Origin of the sequence: Mycobacterium sp. 1245852.3, from assembly GCF_001669335.1 — a bacterium.
Taxonomy (GTDB): Bacteria; Actinomycetota; Actinomycetes; order Mycobacteriales; family Mycobacteriaceae; genus Mycobacterium; species Mycobacterium europaeum_A.
In genome coordinates this window covers 25,761-41,500 of record NZ_LZLL01000492.1, presented here as the reverse complement: position 1 = coordinate 41,500, position 15,740 = coordinate 25,761, and the positions used below count along the sequence as shown (strand labels likewise).

The 15,740-nt window shown below is 67.6% G+C and carries 15 protein-coding genes; 7 read left to right on the top strand and 8 right to left on the bottom strand.

The window, feature by feature from the left end; genetic code table 11:
• Both A9W96_RS30700 and A9W96_RS21940 read right to left on the bottom strand, forming a co-directional pair.
• On the bottom strand, positions 1-178 hold a 178-nt coding region (locus A9W96_RS30700), incomplete at its 3' end, for an ATP-binding protein (protein ID WP_156765360.1).
• A 450-nt stretch (positions 179-628) separates the two neighbouring features.
• A complete protein-coding gene (locus A9W96_RS21940) occupies positions 629-3,337 on the bottom strand; it encodes a LuxR C-terminal-related transcriptional regulator (RefSeq protein ID WP_369830858.1) in 2,709 nt (902 codons plus the stop codon).
• Positions 3,338-4,470: 1,133 nt separating this feature from the next.
• Here A9W96_RS21940 and A9W96_RS21935 point away from each other — a divergent pair.
• Genes A9W96_RS21935 through A9W96_RS21925 form a run of 3 tightly spaced genes read left to right on the top strand, consistent with a single transcriptional unit; the run spans position 4,471 to position 6,576 of the window.
• Complete coding sequence (locus tag A9W96_RS21935; protein WP_231999785.1) at positions 4,471-4,872, top strand: helix-turn-helix domain-containing protein; 402 nt, start codon at positions 4,471-4,473, stop codon at positions 4,870-4,872.
• Entirely contained in the window at positions 4,853-5,353 is a 501-nt protein-coding gene (locus A9W96_RS21930; RefSeq protein WP_066876002.1) for a hypothetical protein, read from the top strand. Before A9W96_RS21935 ends, A9W96_RS21930 begins: the two co-directional genes overlap by 20 nt.
• A complete protein-coding gene (locus A9W96_RS21925; protein WP_067143021.1) occupies positions 5,350-6,576 on the top strand; it encodes a DUF6545 domain-containing protein in 1,227 nt (408 codons plus the stop codon). Before A9W96_RS21930 ends, A9W96_RS21925 begins: the two co-directional genes overlap by 4 nt.
• Before the next feature lie 17 nt (positions 6,577-6,593).
• On the opposite strand, the gene mshC is transcribed toward A9W96_RS21925, so the two are convergent.
• The 6 genes from mshC to A9W96_RS21895 form a co-directional block, all read right to left on the bottom strand.
• A complete protein-coding gene (gene mshC, locus A9W96_RS21920; protein ID WP_067143014.1) occupies positions 6,594-7,829 on the bottom strand; it encodes a cysteine--1-D-myo-inosityl 2-amino-2-deoxy-alpha-D-glucopyranoside ligase in 1,236 nt (411 codons plus the stop codon).
• A 197-nt stretch (positions 7,830-8,026) separates the two neighbouring features.
• Positions 8,027-8,821 (bottom strand): 3'(2'),5'-bisphosphate nucleotidase CysQ, encoded by a 795-nt coding sequence (locus A9W96_RS21915; protein WP_067143011.1) that lies wholly within the window; start codon positions 8,819-8,821, stop codon positions 8,027-8,029.
• A 66-nt stretch (positions 8,822-8,887) separates the two neighbouring features.
• Positions 8,888-9,703 carry an SCO1664 family protein gene (locus A9W96_RS21910; RefSeq protein ID WP_066875956.1) on the bottom strand — a complete coding sequence of 272 codons (816 nt, stop codon included), beginning with the start codon at positions 9,701-9,703 and terminating at the stop codon, positions 8,888-8,890.
• The gene (locus tag A9W96_RS21905; RefSeq protein ID WP_007770786.1) at positions 9,687-10,274 is read right to left on the bottom strand and encodes a DUF3090 domain-containing protein; all 588 of its coding nucleotides are present in this window, start codon (positions 10,272-10,274) and stop codon (positions 9,687-9,689) included. Before A9W96_RS21905 ends, A9W96_RS21910 begins: the two co-directional genes overlap by 17 nt.
• A 62-nt stretch (positions 10,275-10,336) precedes the next feature.
• Positions 10,337-11,122: a histidine phosphatase family protein gene (locus A9W96_RS21900; protein WP_066875958.1), complete on the bottom strand. Its 786-nt coding sequence runs from the start codon at positions 11,120-11,122 to the stop codon at positions 10,337-10,339.
• Between the two features lie 35 nt (positions 11,123-11,157).
• A complete protein-coding gene (locus tag A9W96_RS21895) occupies positions 11,158-11,460 on the bottom strand; it encodes a hypothetical protein (RefSeq protein WP_066873465.1) in 303 nt (100 codons plus the stop codon).
• Between the two features lie 165 nt (positions 11,461-11,625).
• On the opposite strand from A9W96_RS21895, the gene A9W96_RS21890 reads away from it, so the two are divergent.
• The 4 genes from A9W96_RS21890 to A9W96_RS21875 all read left to right on the top strand — a co-directional run bounded on the left by A9W96_RS21890 (position 11,626) and on the right by A9W96_RS21875 (position 15,649).
• Complete coding sequence (locus tag A9W96_RS21890; protein ID WP_067143008.1) at positions 11,626-12,636, top strand: YncE family protein; 1,011 nt, start codon at positions 11,626-11,628, stop codon at positions 12,634-12,636.
• Positions 12,633-12,902 carry a DUF5703 family protein gene (locus tag A9W96_RS21885; protein ID WP_066873471.1) on the top strand — a complete coding sequence of 90 codons (270 nt, stop codon included), beginning with the start codon at positions 12,633-12,635 and terminating at the stop codon, positions 12,900-12,902. The genes A9W96_RS21890 and A9W96_RS21885 overlap by 4 nt, the downstream gene beginning before the upstream one ends.
• A gap of 32 nt (positions 12,903-12,934) precedes the next feature.
• Positions 12,935-14,005, top strand: a complete 1,071-nt coding sequence (locus A9W96_RS21880) for a quinone-dependent dihydroorotate dehydrogenase (protein WP_067143006.1) — start codon at positions 12,935-12,937, stop codon at positions 14,003-14,005.
• 108 nt (positions 14,006-14,113) lie between these two features.
• Positions 14,114-15,649, top strand: coding sequence for a CdaR family transcriptional regulator (locus A9W96_RS21875; protein WP_067143004.1), 1,536 nt, complete (start codon positions 14,114-14,116; stop codon positions 15,647-15,649).
• Positions 15,650-15,740: the final 91 nt, after the last annotated feature.

Below are 15,740 nucleotides of genomic sequence, written 5' to 3'. Positions count from 1 at the left end.
ACCCCGTTTGCGTGCCCAGCGCGAATCGCACCGTGCGGCCGGCCGACTCGAGCGTCTTCGCCAGCATGCGAGCCAGCGTCGACTTGCCCACTCCGCTGTCGCCGACCAAGGCCACTCCGTTGAAGTCCCCGTTGCTGAGCGCCGCCAGTGACCGCCGAAACTCGGCGTCGCGGCCCACGATGGGCCACGTCGATTCATTCGCCCGGTGCGTCAAAATTTCCCCACTCCCGCCGACGCCGGCGACAAGCGCTCGTCGACTACCGCGAGCCAGCGCCGTTCTCGTCTGCCCGACAAGACGGCCCGAGCTCGCCGTTCGCTACATGAAGGCCGAACTCGCTGCCGCCAGATAAAGCCTGAAAGCGTCAAGCGGCGCCGAGGTCCCGCCCACGCGGCCCGATGCGAGTCGGCCCTCGACTGTGAGCGGCTCCCGTGGCAAAACCGTCACCGCGGGTCCGGACGGGTCAACATCGTGGTCAACGATCGCGACTTTGCGCTTCCGAATGCCTCTCATGGGCGGGAGCGTATGGCCCCTCAAGCAGGCATCATTGGAATCCACAGCTAAGTCGAGTGGTGAGCGCGCAGAGATAGAGTGGCGGGACGCCGAACTTCATAGGGTACCTATGAAGAGTCAGCCCGTCCGGGGGTGGTCGTGGCTCCCGTACCTCAGGGACTCGTCGTCACGAAGTGACAACTCCCCTCGTTTGGGCGGCTCCTGCCGGGTAAGGCAGATGAGTTGGTCGCGATTGTTGATGCCGAGCTTGGTGAAGATCCGGTACAGGTGTCCTTCCACCGTGCGTACCGAGATGACCAGCCGGTCGGCGATCTGCCGGTTGGACAGCCCGGCGGCGACCAGCATGACGATCTGGCGTTCACGGCCGCTGAACGGCAGCGGGCGAGCCGACGCGTCGACCGACGGGGTGCGCAAACCGCATTGGCTGGCCAGCGCGTGTGCGCGGGTGGACGAATCGAATCCCTTCGCGCGGTCGCCCCGGCGGGTGTGTTCGGCGGCGGCCTGGGCCGATGCGTCGGCGGCGAGAGCCAACGCGCCGAGGTCGGCGAACCGGTGTGCCGCGGCATCGAGCAAATTGCCGTCGTGCCGTGCCAGCCCCCGGGCATGATCGGCGACCGCCCCGGCCAACGGCGTGTCCAGTATGCGCGCCAGCTGCTCCAGCCGCGCCACCTGCGAGCGATCGCCGAACCGCACGGCGGCATGGCGCGCCTGCATTTCGACCGCGTGCATCCCGGCCACTCGCGCGTTTTGCGCCGCGCGCAACGCATGCGTCTGGGCGGCCGTGGTGTCACCGGCGGACACCCGCTCCCAGGCCCGGGCAAGCTCGAGTTCGGGCAAGAACACCGCGATATGCGGTCCGTAGGCTTTCTCCGCGCGGCGCAGCGCCGCCGCTGCCGCGGCACTGTCGCCCCGCGCACCCTCGGCCTGGGCATGGCGGGCGGCCACCAGTGCCAACCACGGCGACGGAAAACCCTCGGTGAACACCGCCCCCGATTTGACGAACGCGGCGCACGCCGACGCGAGCTCGCCGCGCGCGAGATGCACGAGTCCCAGCATCGCGTCCACCATGGCCTCGGCTTCCGGAAGGCCGGTGGCCATCGCGGCGTAACGCTTGTAGCTGCGTTCGGCCATGCGATCGTTGCCGGTGGCGGTCGCGGCGATGACCTCCGTCATCCCGATGTTGAACTGATGCGGCCCCAGTCCGCACAGTGCGGCCGCGCGCAGCCCGACGTCGGCGACGCGGCTTACCTCCGACGGTCGACCGGCCACGGCCAGGGCACCGCAGGTGGGGAAAGCAGCCCACACCGTCGCGATCGGTAATAGATCGGATTCGCAGAGCGCCGGCCCAAGTGCGATGGTCGTCTCGACGTCGCCGCGGAAGTAGCCCATCGACAACTCCAGCGCGTCGATCAGCTGCACACCCGCCTCGGCCGCCACCCGCTTCTTCACGTCATCGAGCGCCCGGGTGGCGGCTTCGACGTCGGCGCAGCCCCAGTACAGGTTGGCAGCGCGCAGACAGCCCCACCGCGCTATCAGCCATTCGTCGCCGCCGTCGGGTTCGGCATCGACGAGCACGGTATCGGCCTCCTCGCCGCGGCCCTGCCAACTCACCGCCTCGGCAAGCACCAACGCGGCGGGCAGGCCGCCGCCCCGATCGACAGCGAACCTCGCCAGCTCCTCGCCCAGCACCACATTCGACATCGACAACGCGTCCACCGCGGCCGCGGTGACGACCTCGAGGTCGGGCTCCATGTCGCTGCGCATCATGAACTGCGCCAGTCGGATTCGGCCCTGCAACCCGGGCAACTTCAGCACGCCGTCCCCGGCCCGCTCGTGCTTTTGCAGGGCCCGCACCAATTTGCCGTTGACCTGCCGCGAGCGCACCATTCCGGCGTGCCGGGTAGCCGCTTCACCGAGCATGGGTTGGTTCAACTGCGCCACCGCGTGCGACCCGTCGGCGACCAACTGGATCAGACCACGGCGCTCCAGGCTCGCCACCGCCTCCGGATCGCAGATGTCCCGCAGCACCTCCCACTTCAGCCGTTCGGCGGTGGCCAGGATCTCGACCACCTCCAACTCGTCCGGACTCAGTGATTGCAGCCGGAACTCCAACACATCGTGCAGTTCGCGATCGGCGCGCAGCGGTCCCCGAAGTCGCCAGCCCTCTTCCGTGCGAACCAGCGCCCCAGTCTCTTGCCCCGCCGCGAGAAAACCGCGCAGTAGCAACGGATTTCCCGCGCTGCGCTCGAACAACTCGTCGACCAACTGGAAATCGACCGGACCGCCCAGAACCGCGCGGGCCAATAGGGCCGTCTGCTCGCGGGTGAACGGATCGACGTGAACGGTCAGCAAGATGCGTTCCTTGAGCAACGCGGTCACCGCATCCGAGACCGGTTCGCCGGACCGGATCGTCACGATCAACCGTGCGCTGCGACCGGCCGCCAGCTGATTGACCAAGGTGGCCGACAACGGATCGAGCAGCTGCGCGTCGTCGACCACCACCACCAAGTTCTTCTCTTGAGCCAGCGTCTTGTGCGCAGCGGCCAGCATGACGGCCGGTTCGTGGGTAACCCCGAGGCTGACCGAGCGCGAAAACGCGCCCAGCGGCACCGCGTAGCCCGTTTGGGTCCCGAGCGCGAACCGCACTGTCCGGCCTGCCGATTCGACCGTCTTGGCCAGCATGCGCGCCAGCGTCGACTTGCCCACCCCGCTGTCACCGACCAATGCCACCCCGTGGACATCCCCGCTACTCAGAGCCGCCAGCGATCGCCGCAACTCCACATCTCGCCCAACAATGGGCCATGTAGACCCGACTTCCCCCGACACTTGTAAACCCTAATTTTTAGCGAGCGAGCACAGACACCTTGGCGTTTGGCAAAGCCAGGAAGGTAGCCAGTGGGCAGCGTTCCAAATTCCAGATGGGCCGGCGACCGGCCCAATCGGTAACGGCCACATGACGCTCCTGTGGCCGACGATGATCACGACGCAGCGGCCGACGGGGGTGACCGTCTATCGACAGTCGCGCGGGCTCGCTCGTCATGTGCACCGGACTCATCCCTTCTGCAGTCCAGTAAGTATTGAAAATGCTACCCCGATTTGCACCTAACAGCAAATTATTCCGACCCGCTGCGATTCGACGCATGTGTAAATTAATACCCAGGTTATACAGGTGTTTCATAGGTACGCACGTCGGATCCCAGGTAAGTTCATAGCAAACATCACTACACTCCACGGCTCGCCGCCGGCCGGCAATGGCGCCGCTGCGCAGAACAAATCTTTGGCTTCAAATCGTGGCGTTGGCTAACACCAACAGCGGGCGTCGTCGCAGGTGAGGATTCACCTAGAAGTGGCGCTTCTGCATCTGGATAGGGCCGTGTTACCCGATGTCGACAATGGCCATCAAACCGGAATTCGAGTTTGCTGTGCTGGGCGGCGATCTCCCGCCCTCGTGGTGAATTGCGCGGCGCATTGTTTCGCCGACAAAAAAGGCCTGTTAAGGCAGGATGGCCACGGCGAGACATCCCGGGCCGCCCCGCGCGAAGCCGGACCCGGCGCTCTGGCGTCCGCCCCTCGTCGTTCACCAGCAAAGCCGCGCCCGGACGCGCAGCGCGCGGCATGTCGATCGCCCTATCGGAAGGAAAAGGCGCCGCGCCGCACCGTACACCACAGTACACGCCGGAAATTCAACCGTACGCTGAAGAAAATGTAAACCCGCGCGCCGCCCCCTGTGCGTAACGAGGTGAAGCGCTTCACCATCCACAGACACCGAGGTCACAGCCGCGCACCGGAGCGTCTTCGCGAGTAGTGTTTCGAGGCCGTCGAGAAGGGCCTACCTGTAACATGAGTACACACCGAGAGAGATCTGATGAAACGAGAGTGCATTGGCAGCCGATGGCGCCCCAGCCAAAGGGTCCGACGACGGCGTGTTGGCAGCCCGCCTGAACAAGCTGTTCGAGCTCATGCGCAAGGCGGGCACGCCTCCGCTGTCCAACGCCGCGGCCGCCGCGGCGATCACCGAGAAAACCGGCGTCCCGATCAGCCCGGCTTACCTCTGGCAACTCAGAAGCGGCATAAAGACGAACCCCACTGTCGCGCACCTGAGGGCGATCGCCGATTTTTTTGGGGTGCCGCCGTCATACCTGATCGATCGCGGCACCGACCCGGCGATCGACGCGCAACTGAATCTTCTGCAGGCACTGCGCGATAACGGCGTGCGCGACCTGGCGGCGCGCGCCTCGGGGCTGACCCCCCAGGCCCTCAACAGCCTGGCGGCGATCGTCGACCACCTCCGCGAGCTTGAACGGCTGCCCCCGATTTCCTCCCAGAGAGATGACCAACCCGATGGCGGCCTCGAACGCTGAGATACTCGCGCTGACGCGCGAGCTGCCGATCCCGGTGCCCTGGGACCGGAACGTCTTCATCGAGAACCTGGGCCAGCTGCGCGGTCGGCCGATCAGGCTGGTCCCGACGGACACCGCGGCGCTGGCAGACAGCCCCTGCGGAATCTGGCTGGCCTGCGACGACGAAGACCTGATCCTGCACGAGGCCGGTACCACCGACTACCACATCGACCAGATCGTGGGCCACGAGATCGGACACATCTTGCTGGGCCACGGTCGAAGTGGCGGTCACAGCTTCGAGGAGGCACCGGAATACAAGGTGTGCCGGCAAGCCTTGCCCGACATCGATCCCGCCACAGTGCGCGCGATATTGGGACGCGGCGACTACGCCAGTGATCAGGAGCGCGACGCCGAGATGTTCGCTTCCCTGTTGCTGATCGCCGCCGCGGAGGCCGCCGAACGTCGCTCGATGATGCGCAGCGCCTTCTTTCGTCGCCAATGACGTCCACCATCCCGGGTATCGTCGCGTGGCCCGTGATCGCGATCATGGCGATGCTTCTCGCTGCCCGGTTCCGGTGGTGCAGGGCCAACCTGTATCAGACCTACTTCAACAACGTGATGGCGTGGCTGCTGCTGGCGCAGCTGCTGCGCGAGCGCCGAGTGGAAGCGGTGTTGTCGAAGAGCGCCCTCATGAACGTGACAACTGCCCAGCAATTGTCCTGTGTTGCAATGATTTTGGCGTCCGGCGAATTCATCGGTTTCACCATGCTGTGGAACCGGATCTCACCGGAGGCAACGCGTCGCAGTCACCGCTATTACCGCCTGGCCGCGATCGCGCTGTCCGCGGCCTTCCTGGTCGCAGGCACCCGGGCTCGCGTCGTGGGCCAGCCGTTCGAGGTGTCCGGCGGCTGGGATGCGGTGTTGGCGTTGAGCCTGTACCTGACCATCATCGTCATCTTGGTGGCGCGGTTGCTGTGGATGTTCGGCTCGGAGTTGCTGAGGGCCACCGACACCCGCGAATTGCTGCTCGCCGCCGCCGGGGTGCTCGCGGTTGTCCTGACGTCCGCGGCCTGCCTGGAGGCGCTGGTGCTGGCGGTGAGCGACCAGCTCGGCTGGAGCAATACCGTGGCATTCCGGGTGCGGGTGCACGGATTCGAATTTTTGTGGATGGCCGTCATCGTCTATCTCTTCGGCGCGGTTCCGCTCGCCGTGCGCCTGCATTCCTACCTCGGACTCGACCGCGTCAGCCGCACCTGGAGAGGTCTGCAGCCGCTGCGGCTCAGCATGACAGCCGTGGTCCCGGAAAGCAGTTTCAACCTCGAACACGACGACCTCGAACACGACGACCGGCGGTTTCGAAAGTCGACGCTGCAGCTGCACCAGACGGTCATCGAAATCCGCGATGCGATCCTGCAGCTGCGCCACTATGTCCGTGCCACCGCTCCAGACGAGCTGGCCCGATTCTTCCAGACATACTCCGTGCCGGCCGACGAACGCGATTCGGCGACAAACGCTTTCGAGCTGGCGCACGCCGCCAAGGCCAAGGCCGCGGGAGACCGACCCGAGACACCCGACCAAGCCGTGGTGGTCAATTCCCGGTCGACGAGCCTCTACGAGGAAGCGGCCGATCTGTCGGCACTGGCGAAATGGTGGCCGGCCGCCTTGGCGGCGACCGAACAGGTCATTCCCGAGGGACCCAAGACGGGAAGCGGCCTGCCGGCGTGACCGAGCGCATGCTCTCGCTAGACCGCCACGCCCAATAGCGCATCGATCGCCGTCGCCACCCGCCTGGGCGCCTCGGCGTCGTGGCCACCGTACTCCAGCGCGTCGGTGACCCAACCATCAAGGGCGGCAAGGGCTTTGGGCGTGTTGAGGTCGTCGGCTAGATATTGGCGCACCCGCGCGATCACGTCGCTGGCGTCCGGCCCGACGGCCAGCCCCGTAGCGCTACGCCAGCGGTGCAGCCGGGCGACGGCGTCATCGAGCACCTGGTCGCTCCAATACCGGTCCCCGCGGTAGTGCCCGGCGAGCAGCCCCAAGCGGATGGCCGCAGGCTCGACACCCTGCGCGCGCAGGGCAGACACCAGGACCAGGTTGCCCCGGCTCTTGGACATCTTGTGCCCGTCCCAGCCGATCATCCCGGCGTGTACGTAGTGGCGGGCGAATCTCCGCTCGCCGCGCACACATTCGGCGTGCGCGGCGGTGAATTCGTGATGCGGGAAGATCAGGTCGCTGCCCCCGCCCTGAATGTCCAGGCCGCTGCCGATGCGGCTGAGCGCGATCGCCGCGCACTCGACGTGCCAGCCGGGACGGCCCGGACCGAACGGCGAGTGCCAGCTGGGCTCCCCCGGCCGCTCGGCCCGCCACAGCAGCGCGTCGAGCTGGTCTGTTTTGCCGGGCCGTTGCGGGTCGCCGCCGCGCTCGGCGAACAGCCGCAGCATGGTGTCGCGGTCATAGCCGGATTCGTAGCCGAACTGCATCGTGGCGTCGGCGCGGTAGTAGATGTCCGGGTATTCGCCGTCCACGACGTAGGCCGCTCCGGACGCCAGCATCTTCTCGACGAGTTCGACGACCTCGGCGATGGCCTCGGTCGCCCCGACGTATTCGCGGGGGGCCAGGATGCGCAGCGCCGCCATGTCTTCGCGGAACAGCGACACCTCACGCGCGGCCAGCTCGCGCCAGTCGATGCCGTCGCGCTCGGCGCGCTCCAGCAGCGGATCGTCGACGTCGGTGACGTTCTGCACGTAGTGGACGTCGTGCCCGAGATCGAGCCACTGCCGATGGATCAGGTCGAACGCCAGATAGGTTGCCGCGTGGCCCAGATGGGTCGCGTCGTACGGGGTGATGCCGCAGACATACATCGTGGCGGTCGATCCGGCCGTCACGGGACGCACTTGCCGGTCGGACGTGTCATACAGCCGAAGCTCCGGGCCGCGCCCCGCCAACACGGGGACCTCTGGGGAAGACCACGACTGCATGGCAATCAGCCTAAGCGCGCCGACGATGCGGCCCGCGCGGCGGGCCGGGAAGGCGGCGCGCGACGAAAAACACGCGATGAAAGGAGCCGCTCTGGCATCCCTGCGGCACCAGGAAGGGCAGCTTCATCGAAAACATGGTGCGGATGCTCTCGGCGAAAGACTTGCGGCGCCGGCTCGGCCGCTGACGGCCTAACGGCCTACGTGCCGCGGATGGCGCTCAACAGGATGGGCGCCAGCTCGGCGCGACACATCACGAAGTCGGGCAGGTACGGGTCGAGCTGGTTGTAGCGCATCGGCGATCCGTCGAGCCGCGACGCGTGCATGCCGGCGGCCATCACCACCCCGGCCGGGGCCGCCGAATCCCACTCCCACTGGCCGCCCGCGTGCACGTAGGCGTCGACGTGCCCGTCGATGATGGCCATCGCCTTGGCACCGGCCGAACCGATCGCGACGGGCTGAATGGGCAACGTCTGGCGCATCCGGTGCAGGACCGCGGGGGGCCGGGTGGCGCTGACGGCGATGCGGATGGTGTCGCTGACGCCGACGCGCGCGGCGTCGGCGGTCACGGTGTCGCTGCGGTAGACGATGTTGCCGCGGGCCGGCAACGACACCGCCGCGTCGGTGATTTCGCGCTGGCCGTTACTGGGGCGCTGCCACAGCGCGATGTGTACCGCCCAGTCGTCGCGGCCCGGCGTGGAGAACTCCCGAGTGCCGTCCAGTGGGTCGATGATCCACACGCGGTCATGGTTGAGGCGGGACAGGTCGTCGTAGGCCTCCTCGCTGAGCACCGCGTCGTCGGGCCGCTCCGCGTGCAGCCGCCGCAGGATCAAGGCGTTCGCCAGGCTGTCACCGGCATCACCCAGCGCCCAGGGATACCCGAAGCCGACTTCGTCGCGGACCTTGAGCAATAACTCCCCGGCTTCGGCGGCGAGATCGGCGGCCAGCGCGGCATCGGTTATCTCGTCGGCGGTTATCTCGTCGGCGGGGCTCACCGCTTCAGTATCGCCGACGGCGTACCGCGGCCTTCACCGATGGCAGCGCCGCGCTTGCGATCACCGCTAGAAAGCCGGCCAGGGAATGGGGCGATGCCGGTTCGGCCCGGGCATCACCGGACGGTCCAGCAGCGCGTGGGCGCGCCTGCGCAGCGCTGCGACTTCGGCCCGGGTGATGTGCTCGGCCAGTTCGTCACCGAACTGATCCTCGAGCGCGTCCGCCAGGCCGGCCACGGCTTCCAAGGTGTGATCGTCGATTGGCTTGCCGGCCCATCCCCACAGCACCGTGCGCAGCTTGTCCTCGACGTGCAGGCACACGCCGTGGTCGACCCCGAAGATGTGGCCGTCGAGGTCGCGCAGCACATGGCCGCCCTTGCGGTCGGCGTTGTTGACCAGCACGTCGAACACCGCCATCCGCCACAGGCGAATGTCGTCGGCGTGCATCAGGACGACCTCGTCGCCCGCATAATCGAGGGCGCGCAGCACCGGAAGGTAACCGGGCTGCTTGCTGCCGGCGGGAAACAGGTCGACCAGGTCCGGCCCCGGCCGCGGCTCGGTGTCCACCGCGTCGCCGGGTTGCTGCACCCATTGCTGCAGCATGCCCGGGCCCGCCGGTCCGTGCCGAATGATGGTGTAGGGCACGATATTCCAGCCGAGCTTCGCCGACACCAGATACGCCGCCCGTTCGCGGCCGGCCAGCGTCCCGTCGGGAAAATCCCACAGCGGCGCCTCCCCCGCGACGGGTTTGTAGACGCAGTGCACGCTGGACTCGCCAAGCGTCGATTCGCAGAGAAAGGTGCCGTTGCTGGCCGAGCGGATCCGTCCGATGACCGTCAGCTCGCCGTCGCGCAACACCTCACGGTCGTCAGACCTCGGGGTCATCGTCAGGCCCGAGCAGCGCACTGCGCCGATATCCGTTGGCGCGCGCGCAGATATGGCCCTCCGGGTCCAGTGGTTCGTCGCACAGCGGACACGGCGGCCGTCCCGCGGAGATGACGCGATTGGAGCGGGTGGCGAACTGGCGCGCCGACTCCGGCGTCAAGAACACCCGGACCGCGTCGGGACCCTCCTCGGTGTCGTCGAGCACCACCGACGCGTCGAACTCGGCGTCGGTGACCGCCAGCAGCTCGACCACCACCGTCTGGGCCTCCGAATCCCAGCCCAGGCCCATGGTTCCGACCCGGAACTCGGCGTCGACGGGGGTGACCAACGGATCGAGGTCTTCAATCTCGGCGGGCTCGGGGGGAACCGGCGTGCCGAACCTGCGGTTCACCTCCAGCAGCAGCGCACCGATGCGTTCGGAGAGCACCGCCACCTGCTGTTTCTCCAATATCACCGACACCACTCGGGCGTCGTGCACAGCCTGGATGTAAAACGTGCGATTTCCGGGCTGGCCAACGGTCCCGGCCACGAAGCGGTCGGGTGTGCGGAAAACATGAATTGCGCGGGCCATGGCACTTCCCAAAATACCGGCAGTTGCCGTCGCCGTGCGATCCGATGGACCCACCCGCCGAATTAATCCGCGGAACCGCCGACCACCGCGTCGCTGGACGGCACTCCCGCACCCGGCCGCTGTGCTTCTCCGTTGGATTTGGGGTCGGTGTCGGGCGTCGTGTCGTGCTTCGAGCCTTCCTTAGCCTCTTCCTTCGCCGGAGGGCCGGCGCGCAAGGATGCCGCCAGCCGCGCACCGGTGTGGTTGACATGCAACACAAACGGACGCAGCTCGGTGTACCGGATCACACTCACCGACGCCGGGTCGGCGGTGACGCGTTGGAAGCCGTCCAGGTGGATGCCGTACGCGTCGGCGATGACGGCCTTGATGACATCACCGTGAGTGCAAGCGACCCACAGCACGTCGCCGCCGCTGTCTGCACCGGCTTCGGCGGCCAGGCGGCGGTCGTGCTCACGCACGGCGGCCACCGCCCGGGCCTGCACCTGCGCCAGGCCCTCGCCGCCGGGGAACACCGCCGCGCTGGGGTGAGCCTGCACGACCTTCCACAGCGGCTCGCTGACCAGGTCGCCGATCTTGCGGCCCGTCCATTCGCCGTAGTCCACCTCGGCAAGCCGGTCGTCGACGAGCGGCGTCAGGCACAGCGCGTCGGCCAACGGTTCCAGGGTGCGCCGGCAGCGCAGCAGCGGCGAGCTGACCAGCGCCCGGATCGGCAGCTCGCCGATCCGGTCGATGAGCCCCTCGGCCTGTTCACGGCCCTTGTCATCGAGGTCGACGCCCTCGGAGCGACCGGCGAGAACGCCCGCCGTGTTCGAACTCGAGCGGCCGTGCCGTAAGAGGATGACGGTCATATCGACCACGACGGTACCCGCTGGCCGGGTCACCGCTAGCGCGAAACGGGCACCGCATGCGCGATGGAGTCGCGCACCGCAGCGCTCAGGCTGCGCTCGTCGGTCAGGTCGATGTCGACCACGTCGCGGACCGCCGTGGCGACCACCTCATCGGCCTGCGGCACGGGCCCCGCCAGCCGCGGCCGGTAAACCTCGACGACCAGGGATCGGTTCTCGATGTGGAACGAAAAGCTCCGTCCATCACCGACTTGTCCGTATCCGCTTGCGGCAATGCCCGTCGACATGTCCTCGACAGCAAACTCTTTCTGCGTCAAATGACGGTCAGCGGTGACGGCCATGAGCTGACCATACCTCGCCGGTAGGGTCGGATGCAGGCGGCATGGCCCGGTGGAGGCGAAAGCGTTTCATAGAATCTGTGTTCCACGTGCTTCTCGCCGCCAGACCACGAGGGAAATGAATTGCTGCCACTACCGTCGCGCCGGAAACGGGCAGTTCGGGGCGGTTTGACGAGTCTCGCGGTTTTGCTGCTGGCGATAGCCGGATGTTCGTCCAATTCGCTCGGTGGCGCTCCGCACACCATCGAACCGGCACGCGCCGCCGTGTCGCCGCCCGCGTCACAGCAGCCCGCCGGCGCCGTGCGGCCGCTGGCCGGTCACGCCGCGGCGGCGGTCTTCGACGACGGCACGCATCAGCTGGTGGTCCTGACCCCGGGGGCCGACGCGGCCTCCCCCGCCAGCGTCACCGTCTTCGGTGATGCGCAGGTCACGCCGCGTGTCGTCGAGTTGCCGGGACCGGCCACCGCCTTAGCCGACGACGGCCACGGAACCGCCTACCTCGCCGCCCGCGGCGGCTACTTCACGGTCGAGCTGTCCACCGGCCGGGCGACTCAGGTGGCCGTCGCCGACGCTTCCCAGACCGATTTCACCGCGGTGGCCCAGCGCGCCGACGGCAAGCTGGTGCTGGGCAGCGCCGACGGCGCCGTCTACACCCTTGCCTCCCCGACGCCGGGCGCGACCGTCGTTAACCGCAACAAGATCTTTGCGCGCGTCGATGCCCTTGCCACACAAGGCAATACGACGGTGGTGCTGGACCGCGGCCAGACGTCGGTGACGACGATGGGCGCCGACGGTCATGCCGAGCAGGCGCTGCGCGCGGGCCGGGGCGCCACCACCATGGCCGCCGATCCGGCGGGCCGGGTGCTGGTCGCCGACACCCGCGGTGGCCAGCTGCTGGTGTACGGCGTGGACCCGTTGATTCTGCGGCAGGCCTACCCGGTTGCGCAGGCGCCGTACGGCCTGGCCGGCTCCCGCGCGTTAGCCTGGGTTTCGCAGACCGTTTCCAATATCGTCATTGGTTACGATCTGTCCACCGGAATTCCCGTCGAAAAGGTGCGTTACCCGACCGTGCAGCAACCGAACTCGCTGGCCATCGACGAAGCGTCAGGCACCCTGTACGTGGTGTCGGGTTCCGGTGCGGGAGTTCAGGTCATCGAGCACGCGGCGGGTACGCGTTGACCGCGGCGCGGCGCAGCCGCCTGCCCGCGGGATGGGACACCGAGATGTCCGACGAATACGAATGGGCGCCGCTGCGTTTGCCGCCGGACGTGACCCGGGTCAGTGCGTCCACCCGATTGTCCATCGAGGCCGAATACCGCGGCTGGGAGTTGACCAGGGTGCGGCTTTACACCGACGGTAGCAGACGAGTGTTGTTGCGCCGCAAGAAGTCTCGCATCGAGGGCGCGGCTTCCGAGGGGCGACGGCCCGACCAGCCGGAACTGTGACGGCCGCCCGGCCACGCGAGGGCGGACACCGGATGTACGGCCTGGCGCGACGGCTGCTTTTCGTGATCCCGCCCGAGCGGATTCACACGCTGGTGTTCGCCTTGCTGCGTGGTGCCACCTCGGTCGGCTGGACACGGCGGTTGCTGCACCGGCTGCTGGCCCCGACGGATCCGGCACTGGCGAGCACGGTGTTCGGGGTGCGCTTCGCCGGGCCACTGGGACTGGCCGCCGGCTTCGACAAGGACGGCCTGGGGCTGCTCACGTGGGGGGCGCTCGGATTCGGGCACGCGGAGGTCGGGACGGTCACGGCCCGCCCACAGCCGGGCAACCCGGCCCCCCGGATGTTTCGGCTGCCGGCCGACCGGGCCCTGCTCAATCGGATGGGCTTCAACAATCTCGGTGCCGGCGCGCTGGCGGTGCGCCTCGCGCGGCAGCGGCCCGAGGTGCCGATCGGGGTCAACATCGGCAAGACGAAGGTGACGCCGGCCGCCGCGGCCGTCGACGATTACCGGGCGAGCGCCCGGCTGGTCGGCCCCCTGGCGTCCTACCTGGTGGTCAACGTCAGCTCGCCGAACACCCCCGGGTTGCGTGATCTACAGGCCGTCGACACGCTGCGGCCCATCCTTTCGGCGGTGCTCGCCGAGACGTCCAAACCGGTGCTGGTGAAGATCGCGCCGGACCTTTCCGATGCCGACGTGGACGAAATCGCGGACCTGACAGTGGAACTGGGCCTGGCCGGCATCGTGGCCACCAACACCACGGTGTCACGGCAGGGTCTGCGGACGCCCGGGGTCGACGAGCTGGGTCCGGGTGGCATCTCCGGGCCGCCGGTGGCACGCCGCGCGGTCGAGGTGCTGCGCCGGCTTTACGGCCGGGTCGGTGACCGCCTGGTGCTGATCAGTGTGGGGGGCATCGAGACCGCGGACGACGCCTGGGAGCGGATCACCGCGGGCGCATCGCTGCTGCAGGGTTACACCGGCTTCATCTACGGAGGAGGCTTGTGGGCCAAGCAGATTCACGATGGCATCGCGCAGCGGCTGCGCGACGGCGGATTCGCGTCGCTCAGCGATGCCGTCGGCTCGGCGGCCCACCCGCCGGATTGAGTCGGGCCGCGCGGTCGAGCAGAAGCTCATCGGCCTAGCAATGCATTTTCATCGGACCCGCTTGACGCCTGGCTAGGCTGACTACCAGTTCGGCATAAGGAGCGGCTGGTGATCACGTTGGACCGCTTGGTGAACGTGCTGGGTGGTTATAGGGTCCGCTTGCGGTGGTCGTCGGTGCCCAGGTCGACCGAACTGCGCAGCGTGGTGATCCACGAAGCCGCGCCGGATCGTGTGGTGGTAGGCGATGTATTGCTGGCCATCGGCGCCGGCTCCGTTCGCGAAGCGGTGCGGTGGGCGGCTTCGGCGCGCGCCGTCGTGGTGTTGGTACGCGACGGTGAGCCGATCGCGCTCGACAGAGAGGCGTTCGACAGCGAGGCCGAGGTCGGCGCCGTCCTGGTGGTTGACGAGGCGGTCACCTGGAGCGAGGTGAGTGCGGTCGTCTACGGTCTCGTGTTGGAGGGCCGCGAGACCGAATCCGGTCGTGGCCCAACGGATTTGTTCGCGCTGGCCGATAGCCTGGCGGATGCTGTCGGCAGTTCAGTCGTCATTCACGACGCGCTGTTGCGGGTGTTGGCGTATTCGAAACAACAGCAGCATGCTGACCCGGCGCGGGTGCAGACCATCCTGGAACGACAGACGCCCGAGCAGCTGCGCGAATTGTTCGATGCGCGGGGCGTATTCGCACACCTGGGGGTCTCCGACGAACCGCTGTTCGTCCCCGAGGATCCCGAACACGGTTTGATCGGGCGGGAAGTGGTGGCGGTGCGCTCCGCGGGAGAGCTGATCGGGTCGGTATGGGTGGCGTGTTCGGCGCCTCTCGACGAAGCGGCGCGCACCGCCTTGGCCGCGGGTGCGCACACCGTAGCCCTGCATCTTCTCCGGTCCCGCGCGAGCGCGGATTTGGAACGTCAAGTCGAATCCGAACTCGTGCTTCGGCTGCTGGAGGGCACTGCTGATGCAGCCATGGTGGCGAGCAGGCTGGGTCTGCCGCACGATGGCCTGAGAGTCATTGCGCTGCAGGCGTTCATCGGCGATGAACGCGATGCCGCTTTGTTGTTGTCGTTCGAGCGTGCTACCACCGGATTCGGCTGGTCACGGCCGGGGCGCAGCGCTTTGGCGGGCAAAATCGTGTACACGCTGCTGCCCGCCGAGCAAGCGGCGACGGCGCGACGCTGGGTAACCGGTCTGCGGGCGGCCCTGCCCGAACAGGTGACGGTGTTGGCCGGTGTAAGTGGCGCGGCTGAGGTGACAGACCTTGCCGCTGCACGCCAGGAAGCCGAGGAATGTCTTGCGCTGCATGAGATATCACCCGGGGCCGCGCCTCCGGTCTATGACGAGTCATGGGCTGACATCCTGCTGCAGCGGTTGCGCGCCGCGGCGCGCAAAGGCCGTTCCCCATCCCGTGGGCCGGTGGCCGAGCTGGGCCGTCATGACCGCGCCCACGGGACCGACTACGTCGCCACGCTGCGAGCATGGCTGGAGGCCCAGGGCGACCCGGCCGAGGCCGGAGAACGGCTCGGAGTGCACGAAAACACCGTGCGTTACCGGCTGCGCAAGATGGCCGAGATCACCACTTTGCCGTTAGACGACGCCAGAAAGCGGCTGGCGATGATGATCGAACTCGCGGCTATCGACACCGATTGACCACGCGCTGTCGGAACCCGACAAAGCGGGTCGGCGACATTGTCCGGCCGCGGCAAAGCTTGCGGCGAACATCCGCATCATCATGAAGGTT